The organism is Chloroflexota bacterium (assembly GCA_015478725.1).
Taxonomy (GTDB): domain Bacteria; phylum Chloroflexota; class Limnocylindria; order Limnocylindrales; family CSP1-4; genus C-114.
This window is the reverse complement of sequence record JADMIG010000008.1, coordinates 23,743-49,730: the sequence shown is the minus strand read 5'-3', so window position 1 is coordinate 49,730 and position 25,988 is coordinate 23,743. Positions and strand designations below refer to the sequence as shown.

Here is a 25,988-nt window from a genome sequence, read left to right as displayed (position 1 = left end):
TCCGCGCCCGCTGACGCGGGTCGGTCCTCCGGGTCGCCGCTCCGCGCGGCAGGCGGACATCCGCCGCTCGCGGGCCGACGTGGGACGATAGGCGACGATGTTCCTCGACCGCGTGAAGCTCTGGGTCCGCGCCGGCGACGGCGGCGATGGAGCGGCCACGTTCCGGCACGAGGCCCACGTCCCGCGTGGCGGGCCGGACGGCGGGGACGGCGGCCGGGGAGGATCCGTCGCCCTGCGGGTGGATGCGGGCCAGACCACGCTCCGCGACTTCCGGTACACCCACCATTTTCGGGCCGATGCCGGCGGTCGCGGCAGCGGCTCGCGGCGCCATGGCCGGGCCGGCGAGGATCTCACCATCGCCGTCCCTCCGGGCACCGCGGTCCTCGATGATGCGAGCGGGGCCCTTCTCGCGGACCTCGTCGAGGTGGGCCAGACGGCGCTCGTCGCCCGCGGCGGACGGGGCGGCCTCGGCAACACCCACTTCACCACCTCGACGCACCAGGCGCCCAAACATGCCCAGAAGGGCGAACCCGGCGAGGAACGGGGCCTTCGGCTCGAACTCCGGCTCATCGCGGACATCGGGCTCATCGGGCTGCCGAACGCCGGGAAGTCGACGCTCCTCGCGGCGCTGACCGCCGCGACCCCGAAGATCGCCGACTATCCGTTCACGACACTCGAACCGAATCTCGGCGTCATGGACTTCGGCGGGGACGATGAGCGCCGTCCCACGATCGCCGACATGCCGGGTCTCATCGAGGGCGCCAGCCGCGGCGCGGGGCTCGGGCACGCCTTCCTTCGCCACGTGGAGCGGACGCGCATCCTCGTCCACATCGTCGATGGGTCCGCCCGCGATCCCGAGGCTGACCACGCGACGATCCGCGAGGAGCTGCGGGCGCACGACGAGGCGCTCCTCGAGAAGCCGCTGCTCGTCGTCTTCAACAAGATCGATCGTGAGGGTGCCGCCGCCGCGTGGCCCGCCTTCGCCCGATCCCGGGCGCGCGACGGCATCCGGGCGGTCTCGATCTCCGCTGGACACGGCGACGGGCTCGGCGATCTCCGGACCGCGCTCGCCGTGCTCCTTCCCTCGGCGGAGGAGCTCGCCGCTCCACGCGAGCCGGCCGGCGTCGTCGTCCACCGGATCGAGGGGACGCGCGACGGGTTCCTCGTCGAGCGCGACGAGGACGGCGCGTTCCGTGTCCGCGGTCACCGGATCGAGCGCATCGCCGCGCAGACCGATTTCGCGGTCGAGGAGTCGGCCGAGCGATTCCAGCGCGACCTCGCCCGCCTCGGCGTCGAGACCGAGCTCAGCCGGGCAGGCGTCGTCCCCGGCGACCTGGTGCGGATCGGTGCCGTGGAGCTCGAATGGGGTCGCCAGCCATGGGAGGACGGATGAGCGAAGCGCCCGGACCGGCGGCCGTCGTTCCGGGCCGGCTCGGGATCCTCGGCGGCACCTTCGATCCGGTCCACGTGGGACATCTCGCCGTCGCGATCGCGGCTCGCGAGGCACTCGGACTCGAGCGTGTCCTGTTCGTCCCGGCTCGCATCCCCCCGCACCGCTCGAGCGCTCCAGGGGCGAGCGCGGAGGATCGGGCCGCGATGGTCGCACTCGCGATCGCCGGCGATCACGCGTTGGGCCTCTCGCCGCTCGAGCTCGACCGGGATGGGCCGTCGTTCACGGTCGACACGGTGGAGGCGCTCGCGACCGCGGAACGGGCCGCGGGCCGGCAGCCGGACCTGTGGTTCCTCCTCTCGGCCGAGGCGTTCGACGGCTTCCTCGACTGGCAGGCGCCCGAGCGGATCCTCGCCGCCGTCCGACTCGCCGTCCTTCCTCGCGATGGGCATGGCCCGCCGGACGTCGACGCGGTCCTGCGGGCCCACTCGGAGGCCGCCGGCCGGATCGTCGCCCTCGACGGGCCGCACCTCGGGCTGTCCGCCTCGGAGATCCGGGACCGGATCGCCCGCGGCCTGTCCGTTCGATATCTCGTCCCGGATGCGGTATCGGCGTACATCGCGGACCATGGGCTCTACCGGGCGGGATACTCGCCCGACCCGGCCACGCCGTCCGCGCCGTCCGCGCCGTCGGCGTGGACACTGCGCACAGGAGGAACCGCCAGCTCGTGACCGACCCACAGTCCGATCGCTCCACCGCCACCATCCCCGCCGCCTCGGCGCGCCGCCGATCGACGAGCCGGACCGCGGCACCGCCTGACCGCGCCCGCGTCGTCGCCGCCGCCCGCGCCGAACGGCCGCCGCTTGAGGTCGCCCGCCGGATCGTCGAGGTGGCCGAGGACAAGAAGGCCTCGGACATCGTGCTCCTCGACATCGGCAGCCTGACCACGCTGGCCGATCATTTCGTCATCTGCTCGGGCGGGTCCGAGCGACAGCTCGAGGCGATCGCGGACGGGATCGTCGAGGCCCTCCGCGCCGACGGTATCCGCCCGATCGGCCGGGAGGGCGTGGCCGCCTCGCACTGGGTCCTCGTGGACTTCGGGTCGGTGATCGTCCACGTCTTCACTCCGCCGGAGCGCGACTACTACGAGCTCGAGAAGCACTGGTCCGAGGCGAAGACGATCCTTCGCGTCCAGTGACCGCGAAGTAGGGACAGGTACGGGGCGGGCCGGTACGAGCGGGTCATGCCAACGTCGGAGGGGCGTCCATAGGATGCGCTCAGCGGTCGGTGAGAAGACCGACCCGCTCGAGGTCGCGCATCCGATGTCCCGCCTTCGCGAACGGTGTCCACGCTGCACCCGCAAGCTCATCGTCACCCGCTTCGACACGACCTTCCGGATGGCGGATCGGTCCGAGCGGCTGTGTTTCGGGATCCCGGGCGGACTGTGCGAGGACTGCCACCAGCTGTACATCGACCCGGAGCTCATCGACACCCTCGAGCTCGGCGACGGCCGCTGCGTCTTCGCGATCGAGAGCGACCTCGTCGTCCAGGAACAGGCCTGGTCGAGCGCCGACTGATCGTCAGCCGGCGAGCCGGCCCGCGTGGTCGGCGACCCACGAGACGAACGCGAAGCGGCGCTGCTCCTCGGTCGACATCGTCCCGTCCGCGCCCTTGACCCGGATGTCGAGCTCGAGGAGTCCATCGAGCGCCCAGCTGAGCTCTTCCACTGTCCAGTGGTGGGCCATCTCGACCGAGCGCTCGAGCCGGTAGCCGCTGAGCTTCGTCGCCCGAGCGAGCTCCGCCGGTGAGGCGCCCGCGGCGAGCCCGTCGGCGACGAGGATGAGGTCCCGGATCCGGGCGTGGAGCAGGGCGAGGAGCACCGGCTCCGGGGTCGTCGCGAGGAGCCGGTCGAGCATGTCTGCGGCCTGGCTGACCCGCCGCTCGCCGAGCGCATCGAGGAATGCCCACGACGACGTCGGGATCGCCTCGGCGACGAGGGCCTCGACATCCGCGACGGTGATCTCGTTCCCGTCGGGGTGGAGGAGGGCGAGCTTCTCGAGCTCGCCGACCGCGAAGCGGCCGGCGTACCGCCGATCGACATCCGGCTGGCGGACGAGCCCCCCGATGCGTCGGGCGAGCTCCGCAGCCGCGCCCCGGCCGAGCCGGATCCCTCGCTCCCGCGCTCGCTCCTCGATCCACGCGGGCATCCGCGTGCCCGGACCCTGGAGTTGACGCGACTCTCCGCCGGCGGCCCGGACGGCCGCCGCGAGCGCCAGGCGGTCCGCCGTGAGCGGCCGGCGTTCCGTCGGCAGTCGCTCGAGGAGGTCGAGGAAGACGAGGACGTTCCCCGGTGCGACGGTCCCGAGCGCCCGCTCGAGCGCCGTTCGGGCGTCGCGCGACCGGATGAGCGGCCCCGGCTCGTCGACGATGACGAGCGTGCCGCCGCCGAAGAGGGTCGCCGTCGCGACCCGCTCAGCGATCCTCGCCGCGGTCGCCGTCACGCCGGCGACGCGCCAGCGATCGAGCGGCGGACCGCCGCTCGATCGCTGGCGGTCGGCGAGCGTCCCAGCGGCGACGTCGAGCGAGTACGCATCGTCGCCGTAGAAGTAGGCGATCGGCGCGGCGGCGATCGACCCGGGACCCGTCATCGGCCCGATGGTACAGGGCGAGGATCGCTGGCAGAGCGGGCGCCGATGCGACGGCCGTCGGGCTGCGCACCACCGTGGTCGGCCCGCGCACGAGGGCGGTCGTCGGCGGCACGGCGGTGGGGGTCCGGACGGCCGTCCGCTCGGGGACAGTCGGGCGGACGATGCCGCAGGCGAAGCGCAGGATCGGCGTCGCGAGGGGCCGGCCGGCAGCCGGATCGTCGGCGATCGCCGCCTCACGATCGGCCCCGCCAGGACCTCCCGCTGCGACGTTCGCGACCGGCGTTGGACGCGCCGCGGAGGCGACCGCCTGCGTGCCATCGAGGGAGATCGTCACGGAGCCGTCCTGATCCGTGCGGTAGAGCGTCGCCTTCCGGTCCCGGATCCGGGCCAGGGTGGCCGGTGCCGGATGACCGTACGGGTTCTTCGCTCCGACCGAGACGACCGCGAGCCGTGGTCGGGTGGCGTCGAGGAACGCGGGCGTCGACGAGGTCCGGCTGCCGTGATGGGCGATCTTGAGGACTTCCACGCGCGGCACGCCGCGGGCGAGGAGGATCGGATCGATCCCCTCCTCGATGTCGCCCGCCAGCAGGAACCGCTCCGTCCCGAATGTCCCGAGCAGGACGATCGACACGTTGTTGATGCCCGTGCCCGTGTCGGCCGGCTCGCGCGGCACGGCGCCCGCATCCGGCCAGAGGACGCGGAACCCGACGTCGTCGAGGGTGAACCGATCACCCGTTGCGAGGCGACCCGCGACCCGTCCCTGTGCCGCGAGCTCCTCGGCCCAGGCACGGTAGCCGGGCCCCGGGCCGCGCATCCCCGGCTCTATCACCCGGCCGATCCGATATCGGGCGAGGAGCGTCGCGAGCCCCGCCACGTGGTCCTCGTGAGGATGGCTGAGGATGATGACGTCGATGCGCCGATCCCACGGCGGCAGGTTCGCGTCGAGTGCGACGAGGAGCCGGTCCGGGTCCGGACCGCCGTCGACGAGGAGCCGAGAGCCACGATCGCCGTCGACGAGGATCGCGTCGCCCTGGCCGACGTCGAGGACGGTGATGCGGACCCGGCCGTCCGGTCGGGTGACCGCCAGCGACCCGACTCCCGCGACGGCGGCCACGAGGATCGCGATCGCGACGCGTGCAACGCGGGGGCTCGGCTTGCGGCCGGACGGCTGGCGCCCCGACCGCTGGCCGACGAGCGAGAGTCGGCCCGACCGCGCGCGTTCGACCGCCGGGCTCGCCGCCGTCCGATGGAATCGCGTGGCCACCCGCCGTGGCCATCCGCCGGCGACCGCGAGGATCGCGACCGCGGTCACGCCCGCCAGCGCGGTGCTCGACGGCGGCTCCAGTGTGACGCTCGCGAAGGGCAAGACCGCGGCGGCCCGCACGATCGCCACGATGAGGCCGAGGGCGACCCACGCCGGGAGCCCGATGAGAGTCGCGAGGAAGCCGGGCGCACCGGCGACCGCGAGGCCACCGCCGAGCAGGGCGATCGCCCCGGTTGCCATCGCGGGCGCGACGAGCGGGACGACAGCGAGGTTGACGAGCGGCGCGACGATCCCGATGCGGCCGAACCAGAGGAGCGCGATCGGCAGCGTCGCGAACTCGGCCGCCAACGAGACGCCGACCGATCCGCAGAACCAGTCCGGCAGGCGTCCGTCGCGCCAGCTGCGGAGACGCTCGGTGAGCGGCGTGGCCCAGGCCATGAGCCCGCCCGTCGCGGCCGCCGACAGGGCGAATCCCGCATCGGTCACGAGACCTGGCCCGGCGACGACGAGTCCGGTCACCGCCCAGCCGAGTGCCACCGCAGCCCGCCCCGGGCGGTTCGATTCGCGTGCTCCGAGGACGACAGCCGCCATGACCGCTGCCCGGAGGACGGATGCCGACGCTCCAGTGAGGACGGTGTACACGGCGATCGTGAGGAGGATCGCCGTCGCCCGGCGCCGTCGCGGCCAGCGGCGGAGGAGAGCGCCGACCGACGCGGCGACGATCGCGATGTTCCAGCCGGAGATCGCGACGACGTGGCTGACCCCGGCCCCGACGAAGGCCGCCGCGAGCTCGCGATCGACCCGATCGCGGAGGCCGATGAGGATTCCCGCCGCGAGGCCGGCCTCGGGCTCCGGGAGCGACGCGGCGAGCGCCGCGTCGCCGGTCCGGCGAAGACCCTCGATCGCCGCGCTCAGATCGCCCTCGTCGCCGGTGACGGACAGGCGGTCGGCGCGGAGGGTGGCGTCCACCCCGGTCCGTTCGAGGTACCGGCCGTACTCGTCGTCCGGCCGGCGGTCGAGGCGGCCGTGGACATCGATCCGCAGACCCGGCCGGATTTGCGGATAGCGGGGCAGCGTCGCGGCGACGCGGAGCGGCGGGCGCGGCGGTGGCGGCGCGCCAGCTCGCGCCAGCTCGATCGTCGCGACCTGCTGTCCGTCACGTGGCGTCCCGACGGCGACCACCCGAGCCTGCCACTCCCCGCTGCCGGTGGCCGACGCGGCGAGCTCAGCCGGCGGGGGATCGAACCCGCCGGCGACCGAGACGCGGATCGAGACGAGCGCGACCCCGACGACGATCGCGATCGTGCGCGGGGCGAGCCACCGCCTGCCGGCGGCGTGGAAGACCCCGGAACCGAGGAGCACGCCGAGCGTGACAGCGCCGATGCACCATGCCCCGGTCGCAGAGGCGATCCCGGCGGAGCCGGCCGCGATGAGTCCGAGCGCGGTGGCGACCGCACCGGCCGCGACCCAGCCGCTCCGCGGCATCAGTGGACGACGACGAGCGCGCGGAGCTTCTGGAACGTCGAAGCCCCGACGAGCTTTCTCGTCCGCAGGTCGTCGATCGCGGTGAATCGCGCGGTCGCTCGGGCGGCGACGATCTTCGCCGCCGTCACTGGCCCGATGCCCGGCAGCGTGTCGAGCTGCGCCGCGGTCGCCGTGTTGAGGTCGAGTGGACCGGCCGACCCTTCGGCGCCGCCCGACCCTCCCGCGCCGCCGGAGCGACCGCTCGATGGAGCGGCGCTGCCGCGATACGCTGGCTGGTCGTCGCGGGACGGGACCCGGACCTCGTCGCCGTCCGTCACGAGGCGGGCGAGATTGAGCTCCCGATCCGCGCGAGCGGCGTCCACGCGAGGGGAATAGCCGCCCGCCGCCGCGATCGCGTCGGCCACCCGAGCTCCGCTGCGGAGACGGACGACGCCTGGATGGAGGACCGCGCCCGAAACCTCCACCACCGGTCCGACGGGCTCCGCGCTCGCCAGCGGATCGGCGGCCGCGGACGCAGGCTTCTCGAACGACGTCGACCCGAACGTCGTCGACCCGTGGGGTGCCGTGGCGAGGAGGATCGCGGCCGTTCCGGCGAGGAGGACGAGCGCGACCACGGCACCGATGACCCAGCCGATCGGAAGGGACGCCCGCGTCGCTCGCGGCCCTCCGGACGCATCCGCTGATGGCGCCTCGACGGGAGTCGCCGGCTCGCCGAGCTCGAAGGCGCGCCATGGCGCCTGCCGGTCGTCCACACGGTCCTCCGTCGGCGGGAGGATCGGGACGGGACGTCAGTCGGGCGTCGCGCGTCGATGGCCGGCCCGGCGTCCCGATGGTCCGGCCGCACGACCTCGGGGGCACATCCGAGGTCGTGCGGCCGACATGACGAACGCTATCCGAGCCGGCTTAGCTGCGACTTACCTGGACTCCTTGGCAGGCTCACTCGGCAGGGCGCTCCGTCCGCCGTCGGCCGTCAGTCGACCGTCGGTCGGTCAGCCGAGCGCCGCGAGCTTCGGTCGGACCTCCGTCGCGAACCGGGTCATCGATTCCTCGTCGTACGGCGCGGGGAACCCGGCGATGAGGTGGCGATAGCCGATGCTCGCGTAGGGGGCGAGCATCTCGACCACGTCCTCCGGCGTGCCAACCGGCTGATGCGCCCAGACCCGGGCACCGCCGTTGCGCGCCATGATCGCGGCCTGGACGCGCTGCGCCTCGGCCCGCGAATCGCGGATGACGACGGTGCCGAGCCCGGTCGTCCGTTCGATCTCCGTGTGATCGCGCCCGACGGCCTCGCAGTGCTCGCGGAGGATCGCGTCCTTGCGCTTCACCGTCTCGAAACCGCCACCGAGGTTGTTCGCGTCCGCGTAGCGGGCGACGAGCCGCAGCGTCACCCGCTCGCCGCCGCCGCCCACGAGGAGCGGCAGCTGGCGCTGGACCGGCGGCGGATCGTTCTTCACCTCGCGAGCGTGGTACCGCACGCCGGCGCCGCTCGGCGCCGTCCCGTCGAGCATGCCCCGGATGATCGGCAGCGCCTCGCCGAGCCAGCGGAGCCGCTCCGGAGCTCCTGACCCGAACCGGAAGCCGAACGCGGTGTGCTCCGTCTCGAACCACGCGGCGCCGATCCCGAGGACCGCTCGGCCACCGCTGATATGGTCGAGCGTCGTCGCCATCTTCGCGACGAGCGACGGCTCGCGGAACGTGTTCGCGCCGACCATGAGGCCCACCGTCGCCCGGCTCGTGGCGGCCGCCCAGGCGGCGATCGTCAGCCAGCCCTCGAACATCGGGCCGTCCGCCGAGCCGACGATCGGATAGACGTGGTCCCATGTCCAGAGGCCGTCATAGCCGAGCCGCTCGGCCCGGACGCCGGCCTGTAGCAGGGAAGGCCAGTCCGTGTACTGGTTCCAGCAAAGTGCGCCAAGCTTCACGTCGTTCATGCGTGCCAGTCTAGGCAGGGCGCGATCGCCGCGGCGCAACTGGATCGGATCACACGCCGATCGCCTCCACCACGTCCGGCCACGTCCGGCCACGTCCGGCCACGTCCGGTCCGCCTCCGCCCTCGAGCCGCCGGAGGATGGCGTACCCGTTGACAGCGGCGGGCTCCGTACTGCATACACGATGGTGGGACCGGGAAGCTCCGGCTTTACCCGCGGCCCCGCCCCATCGTCCCGATGACGAGGCACGCCCATCGATGGACACAACCGGCTTGTCGTGGCGAGCGTGTTCTTGGCCGTCCTCGTGTAGGACGGCATGCTGCGGCGGCTGCTGGCGGGACTGGTCGCGCTGCCGGTGATCCTGGGCGGCCTGAACAGCCTGATCCTCATCCTCCTGGTCTTCAGCCTGTGGCATGCGTCAGTCGCGCTGGGCGGACGGCTCACCCCGGCCTTCTTCGCGATCACAACGGTCACGTCCTGGATCTTCGAGGAGATCGGCGTCGTCACGGGGCTCGTCTACGGCCCGTACCACTACACCTCGACCCTTGGCCCGTGGCTCGGCTCGGTCCCGGTCCTCATCCCACTGGCCTGGTTCATGATGGTCTACCCGAGTTACGTGGTGGCCAACCTGATCGTGGACGGATGGCCGGTCGGCACGCCCGGGGGCCGCGGCCACCTCGTCCGTCTGGCCCTCGTCGGCGCCCTCGTGATGACAGCCTGGGATCTCGTGGTCGATCCCATCCTCTCCGGTCCGACCGTTGGCGCCTGGGTGTGGGAGCGCGGTGGTCCCTACTACGGGGTCCCGGTCCAGAACTACCTCGGCTGGATCGTGACCACCTTCACCGTCTATCTCCTGTACCGCTCGGTGGAGCGACGCTGGACGCTGGCCGGTCGGGCCGCTCTCCCTGGGTCCAAGCGGGATCCCGTCCTCGCCGACGCGGCGATGATGCTCGCGAACCTCTTGTCGGGCGCCGCTCCGGCGGCGATCGCGGCGATCGTGGTGATCGCACCCGTCGCTATGGGGATGCCGGTCGTGGCCGTATTGGTTCGCCCTGGTGAGTCCGAAGGGCGGGGCCACCCGCCAGGCAGCATCGCGGGTGCCCTGAGCGGTCGCTCCTCGGCTCGCCAAATCAATCGCGCGGGAGGCGGGGGCAACGCAACACCACGGGTGGTTCGTGTGGTACCGCCGCTCGTCGGGTAGCGTTGGGAGACGCGCGGAACCGTGCGTTCGGCCCCGGCGTGCCGGGGCGATCCGGAGACCACGCCGCGCTCGGACGCACCGGCCCGTCGGGACGGCGGGCCGACGGGCGGCGATGATGGCGAGGAAGCCGAAGGAATCGCTCGCAAAGCACCAGGAAGAGGCGTGGCGCATGAGCATCCGAGACGGGCCAGGCGGGGGGATGAGGGGTGGGGGGCTGATGCGCTCCTTCCGCCGCGACGCCTCGGTCACCGCCCAGAAGCTCTCGCCGGGCATCTTCCGGCGGATCCTGCGGTTCGCGGCCCCCTACCGGCGGATGCTGCTCGTGTTCCTGGTACTGATCGTCGTGGGCGCGCTGATGGATGCGGCGACTCCGCTCATCTACCGCGGCATCATCGACGACGGCATCCTGCCCAGGAACACCGGGCTCGTCGTTGAGCTGGCCGTCGCCCTGGCCGGCCTGGCACTGGCCGACGCCGCCCTTTCCCTGTGGCAGCGGTGGATCTCCGCGCAGATCGGCGAGGGGCTCATCTTCGATATGCGGACGCAGGTGTTCGCGCACTTCCAGCGCATGCCGATTGCCTTCTTCACGCGCACCCAGACCGGAGCCCTGGTCAGCCGCCTCAACAACGACGTGATGGACGCGCAGCGGGCATTCACCGACACCTTCTCCTCGGTGGTCGGCAACGTGGTCGGCGTGGCGATCACGCTCGTGGCGATGGCCCTCCTGTCCTGGCAGATCACCCTCGTCGCACTCGCTCTCCTCCCGGTCATCGTCCTGCCCGCCCGCTGGGTGGGCAGGCGCATTCAGGCGATCACGCGGGAGAGCTACAACCTCAACGCCACGATGACCTCCACGATGGTCGAACGCTTCAACGTGGCGGGAGCGCTGCTCGTGAAGCTCTTCGGTCAACCTGAGCGTGAGATCCGGAGCTTCGAGGAGAAGGCCGGCAGGGTGCGCGATATCGGGGTCACGCGGGCTCTGTACACGCGGGTCTTCAGTGCGGCGCTCATCTTCACGGCTGCGCTGGCGACGGCGCTCGTGTACGGGTGGGGCGGGGTCCTCGCGGCCACAGGCACCCTCCAGATCGGTACTCTCGTGGCCCTGACGGCCTATTTGAACCGTCTGTACGGTCCCCTCACGGCACTTTCGAATGTGCAGGTCGACATCATGACTGCCCTGATCTCCTTCGACCGCGTCTTCGAGGTGCTGGATCTGGAGCCCGCGGTCGCCGAGAAGGCGGCCGCGGTCGCCATCCCGCAAGGACCCGCGACGATCGAATTCGACCACGTCGACTTCAGCTACCCGAGGCCCGAGGAGGTGTCGCTGGCATCTCTCGAGTCGGTCGCGGTCCTCGGCCAGGCCCCTTCCCAGCAGGTGCTCTTCGACGTGTCGTTCACGGTCCAACCCGGCCAGCTGGTGGCGTTGGTCGGTCCGTCCGGAGCGGGCAAGACCACGATCAGCCATCTCATCCCCCGGCTCTACGACGTGCGTTCGGGCGCGGTCCGCATCAATGGCGTCGACGTGCGTGACGCCACCCTCGACTCGATCCAGCGCATCGTCGGCATGGTCACCCAGGACGCTCACATGCTCCATGACACGATCCGGGCCAACCTGCTCTTTGCGAAGCCCGGCGCCTCGGACGAGGAGCTCGTCGAGGCCTTGCAGGCCGCCCAGATCCTGCCTTTGATCGAGTCACTGCCGGAGGGCCTCGACACCCTCGTCGGTGACCGCGGATACCGGCTCTCGGGAGGCGAGAAGCAGCGGCTGGCCATCGCCCGCCTCCTGCTCAAGGCACCCGATGTTGTGGTGCTCGACGAGGCCACGGCGCACCTCGACTCGGAGTCGGAGATGGCGGTGCAGCTGGCCCTCAAGACCGCCCTTGTCGGGCGAACGTCGATCGTCATCGCGCACCGACTTTCGACCGTGCGCGAGGCGGACCAGATCCTCGTCATCTCCGAGGGACGGGTTGTCGAGTGGGGCACGCATGCCGACCTTCTCGCCGCGGACGGCCTCTACGCCGAGCTCTATCGGACCCAGTTCGAGCGCCAGGCCGCTGCCGGGACGCAGGAGACAGCCGAGTCGCTGCCGGCAGCGAGCGAGCTGTCGTTCTCCGGACGGGAGGGATAACTCGCCTCGGCGACGGTGGTGACGAGCCAAGACAGTCCGGCTCCCAGAACATGCGATGCTCCGGCGGTCGTGCGTGTGCGAGTCATCGCCGTGTCCAGACTTCCGAGAGACTACCTGTCGCTCGAGTAACCGGATGGAGGCGGACGCTCGCTTTCGATCGGCCATCCACGAAGTCCTCAGGGAAGAACTCCCGCCCGAACAACCGACCGACCCGGCGCCCGCGACGACCAGCCCCCCGCAGGTACCAGCGGGATCGTCGTGCGCCGGGAGGCCGACGGCGCGCTGGTCCGTGTCGGGCGTCGCGCATCCCTGATCGCGCCCCTGACTCGTTCATCACCTCCGCGATGAAGGCGTCGCCACCTCTTTCAGGACCCGGTTCGTCCCTCGAAGCTCCCTTTCACCTCGCGCACGGCCTCGTCGGGTTCGCGCCGTCGGCGCTGCTCGTTGGCTTCGTAGGTCGTGCGGATCAGCCTGGCGAGCTCCTTGAAGCCGTCCTCGCCCAGAACCTGCCGGAGCTTCGGATACGACTCGATCACGAGCTGCTCGGCCATCCCTGATCTCCTTCCCGCCCGTCTCGGGCACGCTCCGGGAGTCTCACGCCACAGCTACGGCTAATGTTCGTCGCATTAGCCGTAGCCTGGCTCGCTATGACAAGAACTGTCAACGTTAGCCGTGCGTTGGCCATTGCCTCTTCCGGGGAACTGCGCGGCCGCCGGTTCTCAGGCGCGCTCGAGAGGCTCGGACGTGATCGACGGTCCTGCGTCGGCGTCGAGCGCCTGGGCGAGGCGGGCGGCCGACCGCCCGAGGGCAAGGAGAGCGCGAGCGGACGAATGACGGAGGGCGGAATGGGCCGCCGACCGCCGGGGCGCGGCCGGATCCGCGGGTCGACGGGCGAAGCGGGCGAGGCGGTCGCGCCGGTCGTCGCGTTCTCGTTCCGCGGCGAGCTCCCGGGCCCGATCGTAGAGGTGGTACCACATCAGAAATCCTCCGCGGGCGTCGCCGGCCGGGGATCGAGCTCTCGCGAATCGACGCCGAGAGAGATCGCGGCGACGTCGAGCAGGAGCAGCGCCGCGAGGACGAGGAAGAGGATCGCGAGACCGGGCATGGGCCACCTTCGGAATAACTGGTGCACAGTTAGTTAGTGGTTACCGCAGCGTAGCCCATTGCACGTAACCTGTCAATTCCTATATGCTGGTTATATGCACGCGATGGACCCGATCCGTCACAGCCATGACCTTGACATCGATGCCGCCCTCGACTTCATCGACACCGCCGCCCTCGAGCGCGGGCTGCTCGTCGATCACCTCGAGACGGCCGGCGACGCGATCGATTGGTTGCAGGACCACCGCCTGGTGCACGGCCCGATCGATCCCGAACTTGCGGCGCTCAAGGCAGATGGACCCGCAGGTGACGCCGCCCTCCGCCGGGTGCGCTCCGTGCGGGAGGCACTGCGCGAGGTGGTCCGGGCGGCGGTCGAGCGTGGGTTCGCCGACCCGCGGGCGCTCGACGAGGTCAATCGGGCGCTCGCCGCCCGGCAGCGGCTCGTCCTCGTGAGCGGGGATGGCGATCTCGTCCTGGGCCATCGACACGACGGGGACCCGCTCGACGATGTCCTCGGCCGGATCGCGGAGCGGGTCGCCCGGGTGGTGACCGGCCACGACGCGGAGCGGCTCCGGATCTGCGCGAACGACACGTGCCGCTGGGTCTTCTTCGACTCGTCACCGACGCATCGGCGCCGCTGGTGCGAGATGGCGTCGTGCGGCAACCGGGCCAAGGCGGCCCGACATCGGGCCCGCCTCAGGGCGACCGGGACCGCGCTAGCCGCGCCGGCTTCGCGCTAGCCGCGCCGGCCGTGATCCCCGGACACGTCGTTGACGAGGATGGCCATCGGATCGAGCCCTCCGTCCCAGGTTCCGGCAGATGGCCATGAGGCGGGCACTGGTCTGCAGGTCGGTGACAGGTGGCCCTCCCCCGCGCATCTGGCAGGATCGACGTGCCGACCCGGCCCGATCCACGCTCAGGTCAGCCAGCGCCGCGCGGGGAGTCGGTGACCAACGCCCACCTGGGGGTCATCTGGCACGAACGGCATGCCGCGCCGCATCCCGCCCGATGGAACCGGAGCCGGCAGATGCCGGGCGGGTCTGCGTTGGTCGACAACGCCCGCCGGCCTCGAGGTCTCCGCGCCGGCTTCGCGCTAGCCGAGGACGATGTTGACGAGCCGACCGCCGGCGTGGATGACCCGTCGTGGCGGCCGGCCGCCGAGCGCCGCGACGACTTTCTCGCGGCCGAGGACGATCGACTCGAGCTCCGCCTCGCCGATGCCGACGGGCACGACGACGCGATCGCGGACGCGGCCGTTGACCTGGATGGGGACCTCGCGGGTCTCCTCGGTCGCGACCGCCGGATCGACCTCCGGCCAGCGCGCGGTGTGGATGGACGACCACGGCCGGCCGCTCGCCGCCGCCCGTCGCTCCCACAGCTCCTCGGCGATGTGCGGCGCCGCGGGGGCGAGCATGAGGAGGAGCAACTCGATCGCCTCGTCCCACGCCGGCCCGCCGACGACCGGCGTCCCGCGGTAGCGGACGAGCGTGTTCGACAGCTCCATGAGGTGGGAGATCATCGTGTTGAACTTGAACTCGGCGTATTCGCCGCTGACCACCCGGAGCGTCCGGTGGGCGGCCGTCCGGATGGCTCGCTCGGCTGCGGCGGCATCGAGGCCCGCCGGGAGCCGCCCGGCCTCGGCGTCGCCGGGCTCGTGACCGGTTGGGTCGAGGACGAGCGTCCAGATCCGGTTGAGGAACCGATGGACACCGCCGATCCCCGTCGGGCTCCACGGCCCGCCCTGATCCCACGGGCCCATGAACATGAGGAAGAGGCGCACCGTGTCCGCCCCGTAGCGCGCGATGAGCTCGTCCGGGTCCTGGACGTTGCCGCGGCTCTTGCTCATCCGCTCGCCGTCCGCGCCGAGGACCTGACCCTGGTTGAACAGCCGGCGGAACGGCTCGCGGACGCCAACGAGCCCGAGGTCCGCCATCGCCTTCGTGAAGAACCGGCTGTAGAGCAGATGCATGACCGCGTGCTCGGCGCCGCCGGTGTACTGGTCGACGGGGCTCCAGCGATCGGCGATGGCACGGTCCACGGGCGCTCGGTCCTCGTGCGGCGAGAGGTAGCGGAACCAGTACCACGAGGAGTCCATGAACGTGTCCATGGTGTCCGTCTCGCGACGGGCCGGCCCGCCGCAGCGGGGGCAGGCGATGTCGACGAACGCCGCGTCCCGCTTGAGGGGATTGTCGCCGCTGCCCTGGTAGTCCACCGTCTCCGGAAGGCGGACCGGCAGGTCGGCGTCCGGGACCGGCACGACGCCGTCGCGATCGCAGTAGATGACCGGGATCGGCGTGCCCCAGTAACGCTGGCGGCTGATGAGCCAGTCGCGGATGCGGTAGGTCACGGTCGCGTGGGCGCGGCCGTCCGCCGCGAGCCACTCCACGATCGCCCGGTGACCGTCCGGGGCGGAGAGCCCGCTGAAGCGCCCCGAGTTCACGAGGATCTCGTCGGCGGTGTGGGCGACGTAGGCGTCCTCCATCGCGTGGTCGTCGGCCGGGCCGGCGTCGGCTCCGGCGTCGGCCGCGTCGGAGAGCGAGCTCGCCACCGAGGCTGGAGCGACGACGCGGACGATCGGCAGGCCGAATCGCTTCGCGAAGGCGAAGTCGCGCTCATCGTGGGCCGGCACGGCCATGATCGCCCCGGTCCCGTAGCCGGAGAGGACATAGTCGGCGATGAAGATCGGGATCCGCGTCCCGTTGACGGGGTTGATCGCGTCAGCGCCGAGGGCGACGCCGGTCTTCTCCCGGTCGGCGGACAACCGATCGATCTCCGTCTCCGTGCGGGCCCGGGCGACGTACGCCTCGACCTCCGGGCGACGGGCCGGCGCGGTGAGCCGCTCCACGAGCGGATGCTCCGGAGCGAGGACCATGAACGTCGCTCCGAAGAGGGTGTCCGGTCGGGTCGTGAAGACCCGCAGCTCGTCGCCACCCGGCTGGTGATCGTCCGGCGCCGTCGTGAAGACGATCTCCGCGCCCTCGCTCCGGCCGATCCAGTTCGTCTGCTGGATGCGGACCGGCTCCGGCCAGTCGATGCCGCTGAAGTCGAGGAGCTCGTCCGCGTACCGCGTGATGCGGAGGAACCACTGCTCCAGGTCGCGCTTCTCGACCTTCGCCCCACAGCGCCAGCAGTGGCGGTCCGCTCCCTCCACCTGCTCGCGGGCGAGCGTCCCGTCGTTCGGGCACCAGTCCACCGGTGAGCGCTGGCGGTAGGCGAGACCCGCCTCGAGCAGCCGCAGGAACAGCCACTGGTTCCAGCGGTAGTACTCCGGCTGGCAGGTCACGACCTCCGCGGACCAGTCGAACGTCGCGCCCATGCTCCGCAGCTGGCGGCGCATGTTCTCGATGTTGGACATCGTCCACGCGCGGGGGTGGATGCGGTTCCTGATGGCGGCGTTCTCGGCCGGCAGCCCGAACGCATCGAAGCCGATCGGGAGGAAGACGTTCTCGCCGTGCATCCGGTGGAACCGGGCGAGCGCGTCCGTCGGCGTCTTCACGTACCAGTGCCCGATGTGGAGATCGCCGGATGGATACGGATACATCGTCAGCAGGTAATACGACGGCCGGGACTCGTCGCCGAGGTCCGTCCGGTACAGGTCGAGCCCCGCCCAGCGCGCCTGCCAGCGTGGCTCGATCTCCGTGGGGTCGTACCGTTCGACACGCGCGCGCCCGGCTCGCGCCGGCTGGGTCTCGTCCGTAGTGGTCATCGGTGGATCCGGCCCTCTCGACATCGAACCCCCCGCCGGACCCGGTGGGGGGTTGGTGGAGCTACGGGGGTTCGAACCCCGGACCTTCTGAATGCCATTCAGACGCTCTTCCAGCTGAGCTATAGCCCCGCGACGCAGAGGCGGAGTGTACCAAACCGCCTCGTTCGGGACGGCGGATCGGGAGGTCCGCGATGGGCGAGCCAATGCCGCGTCCACGCCATCCCGAGGCGTCGTACAGTTCCGGGCGATGGACCGCCCGGCACGGAGACGCTCGCCTCGCCCGCTCCTCGCCATCCTCGCGACGTTCCTGCTCGTTGCCGCCGCGTGCGAGGTGACCTACGTCCCGACGCCGAGTGGATCGGCGGGCCTCGCCGTCCCGTCGGCGAAATCCGGCGGCGCGACGGACATCGGCCCGACAGCGACGACAACGACCGTCGCCCCGCAGCCGACTCCGACCGCATCGCCCCGGTCCAACGCGACCCCCCGGCCGACCGCATCCTCTCGCCCCAGCACCTCCGCGCCCCCCGCTGGCGCCGGGTCGGCAGCCGCCTTCGCGCCGTGTCCCGGCCGCGTCACGACCGCCGGCAGCGGCCCGCTCGCGACGGACACGAGCACGAACTGGTCCGGCTACGCGGCGACCGCCGACAGCGCGACCTTCTCATGCGTCGAGGCCACGTGGACGCAGCCCACGGTCCGCTGCACGAGCGCGCGGAGCGCGGTCTCGATCTGGGTCGGCCTCGGTGGATTCGACCAGGTCGGGCTCGAGCAGATCGGCAGTGAAGTCGATTGCGAGCACGGGTCGCCGACCGGCTACCTGTGGCGCGAGTCGCTGCCGCTCGAGCACTACGAGGTCCCGATCCGCCTCGCCGTCCGGCGCGGCGACCACCTCCGGGCCCAGGTCCGGGCGCTCACCTCCACGACGTATCAGCTGTCGATCGCGAACCTCACCCGGGGCACAGTCTTCACCGTCCGCGACACGAACCCGCGGCTCCGCCCAACCTCCGCCGAGTGGGTCGTCGAGTCGCCCACGGGCGGATGCCCGGCCGATTGCCACATCCTCCCCATGCCGAACTTCGGCCAGCTGACGGTGAGCGGGACGTGGCTCACCGTCGGGGGGCTCCGGGAGCCACTCGACGGGGCGGACGCGACCCATTCGCAGATCACGATGCTCGCCCCGGACGGCTCGATCCGGGCCCAGGTGACCGCGACGGCGACGAGCGGGACGTCCTTCACGGTCGCATGGGTCCGCGCCTGACGGTGCATAGGCGGGCCGTGACGACGGCCGCGATCGAGGAGCCCGCGACGGCCGAGCTCCCGGACGGCGCGCTCGCCTACACGCTCCGCCGATCGCCCCGCGCCAGGCACGTCCGCGTCGCCGTCGATCCGTTCCGGGGGGTCGTCGTCACCGTCCCAGCCGGCCATCGCCTCGGTGCGATCGACGGGCGGCGCCTCGCGGCGACGTTCCTGGCCGAGCGGTCGGCCTGGATCCGCCGACACCTCGATCGCCAGGCCCGCCAGCGAGCGGCGCTCGACGCGCGCGGTCCGATCGCGCCGGATGGATCCGCGCTCTACGGCGGGTTCGACCACCGCCTCGTCTTCGTGCCCGCACCCCCGGCCGCTCGACGTTCCGTCGTCCTCCGCGATGCCGGCGCCGCAGAGCTCATCGTGCGGCTCGCTGCCCGCGACGCTCGACCTGCCTCCGTGGTCCTCGAGACCTGGGTCCGGGGCGAGGCGCGGGTGGCCATCGACACGGCGATCGGCCGCTTCGCGCCTGCCCTGGGCGTGGTTCCGACCGCCATCACGATCCGCGACACCCGCTCGCGCTGGGGGAGCGCCTCACGGGCCGGGCGGCTCTCCTTCAGCTGGCGGCTCGGCCTCGCCCCGCCGGAGGCACTCGAGACGGTCGTCATCCACGAACTCGCCCACCTGCGGGTCTTCGGCCACGGTCCACGGTTCTGGGCGCTCGTCGCCGCACTCCGCCCGGATCATCGCCAGTGGCGGCGCTGGCTGCGCGACCACGCGATGGACCTCCACGCCGCGTTCGCGGAGGGCTGAGGGTCGCAGCTCGCCCGGCTCATCCCGCTCGCGACCGGCCTCCGGTCCGGCGTGGCGCGCCGGCCGTAATCGCAACGCAAGATTCGGTGGTGCATCATCCCTCGATGACATCTCGGAGTGCGGCCTGACCATGCGGATCCTCGTCGCGGAAGACGATCCCGGACTGCGGAAGGTCCTGGTCCTCGGCCTCGAGGACCAGGGCTACCAGGTGGATGCCGTGGAGCGCGGAGACGAGGCCATCGACCAGCTGAAGTTTTACGAGTACGACGTCGCGGTCATCGACTGGCGGATGCCCGGCGCCGAGGGGATCGATGTCGTCCGCTGGGCCCGCCGGAACGAACGGCCCACGGCCCTCCTCATGCTCACCGCCCGCGACGCGCCGCCGGACCGGATCCGGGGACTCGACGCCGGCGCCGACGACTACCTCGTCAAGCCGTTCGACTTCGGCGAGCTCCTCGCCCGGGTCCGCGCCCTGCAGCGACGACCCCGCGGGGTGGATGCTCCCGTCATCGTCCGCGGGCGGCTCTCCCTCGACCCGCTCCGGCGCGTGGTGACCGACGGTGACCGCCCGATCCCGCTCACGCCGACCGAGTACAACATCCTCGAGCTGCTCATGCGTCGCGCTCCGGCGGTGGTCGACCGCAAGGCGATCGCCGAGCACGGCTGGCGTGACGAGACGGACCCGCTCGGGACGAACGCGATCGACGTTCAGCTGAGCCGCCTGCGGGGCAAGCTCCCCGCCGGGCAGGTCCGGATCGTCACCGTGCGCGGGGCCGGGTATCGCCTCGAGGACGCATGAACGCCGAGCCTGGACACGCGGTGCGGACCGCCTCCATCCGGGTCGCCCTTGGGGCGGGCGCGCTCGTCGCCCTCGGCTATCTCGCCGTCGCGGCGGCCGTCTTCGTGCTCGTCACGAACAACCTCACCTCACAGATCGACGGCCGGCTCACCGACTCGCTGCGCAGCCTCACGAGCCAGCAGCCGCCGGAGCACGGGGGCTTCGACGCTCCGCCCGGCGGTCCACGGTTCGGTCCGCAGCTCCTCGTCTGGACGATCCACGCGGACGGGAAAGTCGACTCGAACACGCTGGACGCGGCGCTGCCGGCCTCCGTCCGCGGGCCCGGCAGCCCCCGGACCGTGACCATCGGTGGAGCCCAGGTCCGAGTGGCCGGGGAAACGATCGCCCCGGGCTTCACCGTCGTCGTCGGCCAGTCGATGGACAGCGTGGGGCAGGCCCAGGCGACGCTCCTCCTCGCCGAGGCGCTCATCGGCCCGGTGCTCCTTATCCTCGTCTTCCTCGGCGCGGTCGCCATCGGCCGGCGGGTCGCGTCGCCGATCGAGCAGGCCCGCCACCGCCAGCTGGAGTTCACGGCCGATGCATCGCACGAGCTGCGCACGCCGCTCTCGGTCATCGAGGCGGAGACATCGCTCGCCCTCGGCCGGGAGCGCGACGGCGCCTGGTACCGCTCCGCGTTCGTCCGGGTCGACGGCGAGACCAGGCGGATGCGCCGGCTCCTCGACGATCTGCTCTGGCTCGCCCGGTTCGACGCGACCCGCGGCGCGCCGCACGCCGAGCCGGTGGATGTCGGCCTGCTCGCCGGCCAGGCGGTGGAGCGGTTCCGGAGTGTCGCCGAGACGCGCCACCTTCGCCTCGGGCTCGACGTGCGCAGCGACGCCACGGCGGTCAGCGCGCCCCCTGAGTGGCTCGATCGGCTCCTCGGTGTCCTCCTCGACAACGCCTGCAAGTACGCCCCGGCCGGTGGGACCGTCCAGGTGAGCGTGACCCGGGAATCCGGCCGCGTCCGGCTCACCGTGGAGGACGCGGGCCCCGGGATCCCCGTCGACGAGCGGGATCGGATCTTCGATCGCTTCCATCGGGCGACGGACTCGGCGGGCGGGGCGGGACTCGGGCTCGCCATCGCCAACGAGATCGTCCGCGCGACCGGCGGTCGGTGGAGGATCGGCACGTCCACCCTCGGCGGCGCGAGCATGTCGGCGGCCTGGCCCGGGCTGTAGCGGTCGAGGCGGCGAGCGCACGACCGTGTCGTCGGGGCGGTGTACGCTCCCGGCCGGCGTTCGTGACTCGGCACCTGGCCGGCCGCGGCGGCCGTCAGGCATGAGGTGATCGGTGGATCTCGTGGACGAGCTCGATCCCGTGACGGACGCGCTCGTCCCCCTGCCGGATCGCGAGGTCGCGTCGCCCGACCCGGGCGAAGACACGGCGACCCTGAGCCTCCGGGCGAACCGGGACTTCCGGATCGTCTTCGTCGGCCAGGGCGTCTCCGCGGTCGGGGATGCGGTGAGCGCGACCGCACTGCCGCTCCTCGTCCTCGCTCTGACCGGATCCGGCCTCCAGATGGGCATCGTGGCGGTCCTGGCGCGCCTGCCGGACCTCCTGCTCGGCCTGCCGGTGGGCGCCTACGCCGATCGATGGGATCGCCGGCGGATGATGATGTGGGCGGATGCGGGTCGAGCGATCCTCACCGCGTTCATCCCGCTCGCGTCCCTCCTTGGCGTCCCGGTGATGGGTGTCGTCCTGCTCGTCGCGTTCCCGATCAATGCCTGCCGCGTCGTCTTCATGGCCGGCTGGACAGCCGCGGTCCCGAACCTCGTGGGGAGGCGGCAGCTCGCCCGGGCGACCGGGATCTTCGAGGCGCTGAGCGGCGCGAGCTTCATCATCGGTCCGGGCATCGCCGGGCTGCTCGTCGCCCGCATCGGCGCGGCACCGACCCTCGTCATCGACGCGGCCTCCTTCGCGGTCTCGGCGGTCAGCCTGCTCCTCGTCCGGCGGCCGCTCCGGCGGGCCGAACGACGCGAACGAACGAGCCTCCGGCGGGAGATGGCGGAGGGGGTCCGGTTCATCCTCGAGCATCCCGTCCTGCGGGATCTCATCGCCTTCTGGACACTCGTGAGCCTGGTCTCGGCGCCGATCATCGAGGTCGTCGCCTACTACCTCACGATCGACCGCGCGCTCGGGCCGTCGGCGTTCGGGTTGATCATCTCCGCATACAGCGTCGGGTCGCTCGTGGGTGCTCTCCTCGCCGGCCGGCTCGCGACCGGGCGGCTCGCCCCGCACCTTCTCATCGGCAATCTCATCGTCGCCATCGCGGTCCTCGGGATGGCGGTGACGGCGTCGCTGCCGCTCATGGCCGGGCTCGCGCTCGTGGCCGGGACGAGCCAGTCGATCGTCCTCGTCGCCTACGTCACGGTCCGGGCCTCGAGCTCACCGGACGAGCTCCTCGGTCGGGTCGGGAGCACGGCCCGCACGATCTCGATCGGGATCCAGCCGCTCGGCCTGCTCGTCGGGGGCGTGCTCCTCGACGCGGTGCATGGCGGCGTCACCCTCGTCGTCATCGCGGTCGGGACGGCGCTGACGAGTCTCCTCTTCGTGTTTTCGCGGGGGATCCGCCTCGCCCGCGCGGTGCCGCATCCGCACGAGACGGCGCCGGCCTCGTCAGCCTCGCCGTGAACGGTCGGGCGACGTCGCATCACCCTGGGCGATGGCTTCCTCCGGCGTGCCGGGGACCGTGGTCTCGATCGGCCCGGGCCGCCACAGCCAGCCGAGCGTGCCCTCCGCCGCCTTGGTGCCGTAGAACCCGCCACCGGGACCGCGGAGGATGTACGCGATGCCGGCCGCGATGACGGCGCCGACGAGCGGTCCGACGAGATAGACCCACCACGCGGTCGTGTCCCCGAGCACGAGCGCCGGGCCGAGTGAGCGGGCCACGTTCATCGAGGCGCCGCTGACGGGTGCGCCGAAGAGGCCGGCGAGGATGACGTAGCTCGCCACGCCGATGGCGTTCATGGGGCCGATGTTCTGGGCCCCCGAGGACGTGCCGAGGATCGTGCTGACCAGGCCAACGCTGAGGATGACCTCCCACACCACCGCCGTCATGTCGCTGATGCCGGGGCCGGGCAGGGTGAGGCCGGCGGCACCCTGCCGGCCGAGCAAGACCATGAGGAGCAGGGTGGCGAGGATGGCGCCGACGAACTGGGCCACGATGTACCCGGGCACGCGACGCCACGGGAAGTCGCCGCGGAGGGCGAAGGCGATGCTGACGCCCGGATTGAGGTGCGCCCCGGAGACCGCGCCCATGAACAGGATGATCGCCCCGACCATCAGACCCGGCGCGGTGACCTGGGCGGTCAGGGACAGCACACCGCCGCCGAACCTGGCATTGACCATCCCGCCGCCCACGGCGACCAGGACCAGGAAGAAGGTCCCGAGCGCCTCTGAAAACAGGCGCCGCCACTCGAACTGCGCGTCCGTGAAATCGAAGCGGCCCTCCTCGATCGACGACGCCTGGCGGCTCATCCGTGCTCCTCCATCGGTGGTACGCGCGGGTCCGCGTCGCGCGAGCGTCGGCCGCGGGCCCGGAAGCTGCTCAGATCCCGGGATCGGCTCTGATCCGTCCCTGCCTCACGGCCGTGAGGAGTGCTGCGTGATCGCGCTCCACCTGCTCAGCGTACGCTTCGGCGAAGTCCGTGATCGCGCGGTCGAATCGGTCGGACGTGCCGAGGTAGCCAGCGATGGCGAGCCGATCGCCGCCGCGAGCGTGAGCCAGGGCCAGCGCCTGCCCGCACAGGCTGGCGTAGAAGGTGAGCTCCTCCGGGTTCATCGTTTCGATCGCCGCCGAGCCTTTCCAATCCCAGAGCTGCCGCCAGTAGTAATCCACGCCGGTGAGCGGGCTGCGACTCCAGCCGAGGAAGACATCGCTCACCGACTGCATCACGCGCTGGCCGTTCACGACGCGCTCGGCGTGGGATCGGAACGGGCTCCTCCCGAGGTGGGGCTCGAGCACCGACGCGTCTGCCTCCTTGAGCTGCAGGATGAGCGGATCGACGGTGCTGCGGTTCGCGACCAGGAGGGCCACGAACGTGCGTGTGCCGACGCTGCCGACGCCCACGACCTGACGTGCCACGTCGACGACCTCGTAGCGGTCGAGCAGGACGCGCCAGTCGTACCGAAGGCGGTTCGCGTACGACGCGAACATCTCGTGGATCGCCTCGAACTGTTCGCTTGCCGCCGGCTCGCGGGTGATGAGCGGCAGGTCCTCGACGAACTGCAGCTGTCCGTTCGTCTGCGTGAGGAGGCGCGAGCGAGCGTTCTCGTCGTGGTGCCGCCGGGCTGCCCCGAGGAATCCCTCGAGGAGTCTTCCGCTGCGCCGGTCGGCGGCGATCTCCGCGGCGTCGATGCGCCGGTACCACACGGCCAGGGTCGTGAGGTCCGCGAGCGCGCGCATGCGCTCCCGATAGGACCGCACGGCGGCCTCCGCGACCTCCCGGGCGTCGCGCCCGGAGAGACCGACGGTCCTGGCCGCCACGACGCCGCTTGCCGCCAGACGCTTGACGTCCCATTCCCAGGGTCCGCAGAGGGTCTCGTCGAAGTCGTTGACGTCGAAGACGAGGTTCCGCTCCGGCGAGGCGAACATCCCGAAGTTCGAGAGATGGGCGTCGCCGCAGATCTGGGTGGTGAGACCCGTCGCCGGTGAGTGCGCCAGATCGGCGGCCATCACGATGGCCGATCCGCGGAGGAATCCGAACGGGGAGGCGATCATCCGGCCGTAGCGGATCGGGGCCAGCTCCGGAAGGCGAGCCCGGGCCTGTGTCTCGAGCAGCGAGATCGGGTCCGGCCGGTCGGCCGGCGGGATCCAGGCGGCGTGCGCCGATCGCGCGACCTGCCGGCGCAGCGCGCGACCCGCCAGCCGGGCCTGCGCCCGAGCCTGGTGGTTCGTCACGTCGGAGGGTGGGGAGATCGCCGGATCGTCCAACGGTGGTGCCGCCTCGAGGCCGAGTCTGACCGAGCGCAGGCCGGGGATGTTGGTGGTCCGCGCCCGACAGACCGCGAACCGCCCGGCGGGAAGGGTTCGCTGCTCATTGGTGCTGGCGGACCGCAGCCGCCGATAGAGTATCTGGTCGGGGCTGAATGGGCTTGAGGCCGAGATAACAAGCGAGGGTGGCGGTCGACCGGCGGTCGATCGGTGGTCGCCTGATCGGACGTTGGGGCGCCTCCTCGTCGACGCTACGGGCGCAGGTCGGCGACGATCGTCGAGGTGGCGTGCGGGGCGAGGTAGACGAACGCCCAGCAATCGCGCGCCGGGAGCGTGACCCCGAAGCCCATCGTGCCGCCACCGAAGCCCGGGGGGATGTCGCCGCCGACGGCCGTCGCCCGGAGCCAGCCGACGGCGGCCGCTCGCGCCAGGGGAATGGCCATGATCCGCATGTCGCCGATGTCCCAGCCGATCTGCGAGTCGAGGACGAGCTTGTCGCCGTCGCCTCCGATCCGCCAGGTCGCACTCGGTGGGAGGAGCCATCGGAAGGGGCCATCGACGATCGCCGGCCCTGGCCACCCTGACGGTGGGGGGGCCGTCGGTCGCCGCGTCGCCGGGCAGGTGGCGAGCGGCGTGCTCGACACCGAACCGGGAGTGGATGGCGCCGGACTGGCCGTTGCGGGAGGTGGTGCCGCCGCAACGACGACGCTGCTCGCTCCCGCGGACCAGACGGCAGTGAGGAGCCAGCACCCTGGACGCGGCAGCCGGATCTGCGCGGCCCACTGGGCGTCGGTGGTGGCGGCGTAGATGGCTCCGCCCGCGGCCCCAGCGAATGTCAGCGGACGGCCGTCGACGAGGATCGGCAGGTCGAGCTGGATCGCGAACACCGAGACGCCGGGCTCGGGCATCATTCCGGCATCGTCAAGCCAGACGACCTTCTCATCGACCCCGGCGATCCACGGTACGCCACCCCATCGCCAGCGGAGACCGCTCACATCGACCTCCGGTGCCGAGCCACCGGCGAGGCGGGTGATGGGCGTGAGCGGGCAGGTGCCGCCGACGTGAGGCGGGACGCTCGCCGGAACGTCGGTCGGGGCAGGTGAGGCCGCACCCGAGGGCCCGATTGCACCGGGTGCTTCGGTCGCCGCGGGCGCTCTGAGCAGCGCGGTCCCAATGAGCGCGCTGACGACGACCGCAGCGAGGCCGATCGATCCGAGGGCAACGGCACGGGTGGACCCGGACGTCGCTGGCCACGCGCCGGACCACCGCTCAGGGATGAAGGCGCGCCGGCGCCGTTGCCGGGTCTCGCCC

General features: G+C 71.9%; 20 protein-coding genes and 1 tRNA gene. 12 read left to right on the top strand and 9 right to left on the bottom strand.

All coding sequences use genetic code 11. The features are described 5' to 3' along the window. Window positions 1-97 precede the first annotated feature (97 nt). The 4 genes from obgE to IVW53_07490 all read left to right on the top strand — a co-directional run bounded on the left by obgE (window position 98) and on the right by IVW53_07490 (window position 2,967). Complete coding sequence (gene obgE, locus IVW53_07505; protein ID MBF6605411.1) at window positions 98-1,393, top strand: GTPase ObgE; 1,296 nt, start codon at window positions 98-100, stop codon at window positions 1,391-1,393. Then, window positions 1,390-2,121, top strand: a complete 732-nt coding sequence (gene nadD, locus IVW53_07500) for a nicotinate (nicotinamide) nucleotide adenylyltransferase (GenBank protein ID MBF6605410.1) — start codon at window positions 1,390-1,392, stop codon at window positions 2,119-2,121. Before obgE ends, nadD begins: the two co-directional genes overlap by 4 nt. 149 nt (window positions 2,122-2,270) lie before the next feature. Continuing rightward, entirely contained in the window at window positions 2,271-2,588 is a 318-nt protein-coding gene (gene rsfS / locus IVW53_07495; protein ID MBF6605409.1) for a ribosome silencing factor, read from the top strand. A gap of 124 nt (window positions 2,589-2,712) precedes the next feature. After that, window positions 2,713-2,967 carry a hypothetical protein gene (locus IVW53_07490; GenBank protein MBF6605408.1) on the top strand — a complete coding sequence of 85 codons (255 nt, stop codon included), beginning with the start codon at window positions 2,713-2,715 and terminating at the stop codon, window positions 2,965-2,967. A gap of 895 nt (window positions 2,968-3,862) precedes the next feature. Here the strand turns inward: IVW53_07490 and IVW53_07485 are convergent. From IVW53_07485 to IVW53_07475, 3 genes are all read right to left on the bottom strand, one after another. Continuing rightward, window positions 3,863-6,787, bottom strand: a complete 2,925-nt coding sequence (locus IVW53_07485; protein MBF6605407.1) for a ComEC/Rec2 family competence protein — start codon at window positions 6,785-6,787, stop codon at window positions 3,863-3,865. After that, a complete protein-coding gene (locus tag IVW53_07480; protein MBF6605406.1) occupies window positions 6,787-7,539 on the bottom strand; it encodes a helix-hairpin-helix domain-containing protein in 753 nt (250 codons plus the stop codon). The genes IVW53_07485 and IVW53_07480 overlap by 1 nt, the downstream gene beginning before the upstream one ends. Window positions 7,540-7,776: 237 nt before the next feature. Further along, entirely contained in the window at window positions 7,777-8,718 is a 942-nt protein-coding gene (locus IVW53_07475; GenBank protein ID MBF6605405.1) for an LLM class flavin-dependent oxidoreductase, read from the bottom strand. A gap of 313 nt (window positions 8,719-9,031) precedes the next feature. On the opposite strand from IVW53_07475, the gene IVW53_07470 reads away from it, so the two are divergent. Both IVW53_07470 and IVW53_07465 read left to right on the top strand, forming a co-directional pair. Then, window positions 9,032-9,916, top strand: a complete 885-nt coding sequence (locus IVW53_07470; GenBank protein MBF6605404.1) for a carotenoid biosynthesis protein — start codon at window positions 9,032-9,034, stop codon at window positions 9,914-9,916. 169 nt (window positions 9,917-10,085) lie between these two features. Beyond that, on the top strand, window positions 10,086-12,044 hold the full coding sequence (locus IVW53_07465; GenBank protein MBF6605403.1) for an ABC transporter ATP-binding protein: 1,959 nt from the start codon (window positions 10,086-10,088) through the stop codon (window positions 12,042-12,044). A 365-nt stretch (window positions 12,045-12,409) separates the two neighbouring features. On the opposite strand, the gene IVW53_07460 is transcribed toward IVW53_07465, so the two are convergent. Next, window positions 12,410-12,595 (bottom strand): hypothetical protein, encoded by a 186-nt coding sequence (locus IVW53_07460; GenBank protein ID MBF6605402.1) that lies wholly within the window; start codon window positions 12,593-12,595, stop codon window positions 12,410-12,412. A gap of 168 nt (window positions 12,596-12,763) precedes the next feature. Beyond that, complete coding sequence (locus tag IVW53_07455; GenBank protein MBF6605401.1) at window positions 12,764-13,021, bottom strand: hypothetical protein; 258 nt, start codon at window positions 13,019-13,021, stop codon at window positions 12,764-12,766. Between the two features lie 222 nt (window positions 13,022-13,243). Between IVW53_07455 and IVW53_07450 the strand changes: the two genes are divergently transcribed. Beyond that, entirely contained in the window at window positions 13,244-13,885 is a 642-nt protein-coding gene (locus tag IVW53_07450) for a CGNR zinc finger domain-containing protein (protein MBF6605400.1), read from the top strand. A 353-nt stretch (window positions 13,886-14,238) separates the two neighbouring features. Here IVW53_07450 and IVW53_07445 read toward each other — a convergent pair whose 3' ends face one another. Both IVW53_07445 and IVW53_07440 read right to left on the bottom strand, forming a co-directional pair. Continuing rightward, window positions 14,239-16,851 (bottom strand): leucine--tRNA ligase, encoded by a 2,613-nt coding sequence (locus IVW53_07445; protein ID MBF6605399.1) that lies wholly within the window; start codon window positions 16,849-16,851, stop codon window positions 14,239-14,241. A gap of 53 nt (window positions 16,852-16,904) precedes the next feature. Continuing rightward, a tRNA-Ala gene (locus IVW53_07440) sits at window positions 16,905-16,980 on the bottom strand. Between the two features lie 118 nt (window positions 16,981-17,098). Here IVW53_07440 and IVW53_07435 point away from each other — a divergent pair. The 5 genes from IVW53_07435 (at window position 17,099) to IVW53_07415 (ending at window position 22,375) form a co-directional block, all read left to right on the top strand. Next, window positions 17,099-18,106, top strand: coding sequence for a hypothetical protein (locus tag IVW53_07435; GenBank protein ID MBF6605398.1), 1,008 nt, complete (start codon window positions 17,099-17,101; stop codon window positions 18,104-18,106). Between the two features lie 17 nt (window positions 18,107-18,123). Next, entirely contained in the window at window positions 18,124-18,906 is a 783-nt protein-coding gene (locus IVW53_07430) for a M48 family metallopeptidase (protein MBF6605397.1), read from the top strand. A gap of 130 nt (window positions 18,907-19,036) precedes the next feature. Beyond that, a complete protein-coding gene (locus IVW53_07425) occupies window positions 19,037-19,705 on the top strand; it encodes a response regulator transcription factor (protein MBF6605396.1) in 669 nt (222 codons plus the stop codon). Then, window positions 19,702-20,922, top strand: coding sequence for a HAMP domain-containing histidine kinase (locus tag IVW53_07420; GenBank protein MBF6605395.1), 1,221 nt, complete (start codon window positions 19,702-19,704; stop codon window positions 20,920-20,922). The genes IVW53_07425 and IVW53_07420 overlap by 4 nt, the downstream gene beginning before the upstream one ends. Window positions 20,923-21,034: 112 nt before the next feature. Beyond that, window positions 21,035-22,375 (top strand): MFS transporter, encoded by a 1,341-nt coding sequence (locus IVW53_07415; protein MBF6605394.1) that lies wholly within the window; start codon window positions 21,035-21,037, stop codon window positions 22,373-22,375. Here the strand turns inward: IVW53_07415 and IVW53_07410 are convergent. After that, on the bottom strand, window positions 22,361-23,221 hold the full coding sequence (locus IVW53_07410; GenBank protein MBF6605393.1) for an aquaporin family protein: 861 nt from the start codon (window positions 23,219-23,221) through the stop codon (window positions 22,361-22,363). The two genes, IVW53_07415 and IVW53_07410, sit on opposite strands and share 15 nt — an antisense overlap. Window positions 23,222-23,291: 70 nt before the next feature. Next, window positions 23,292-25,220: a DUF2252 domain-containing protein gene (locus IVW53_07405; protein ID MBF6605392.1), complete on the bottom strand. Its 1,929-nt coding sequence runs from the start codon at window positions 25,218-25,220 to the stop codon at window positions 23,292-23,294. Window positions 25,221-25,988 lie beyond the last annotated feature (768 nt).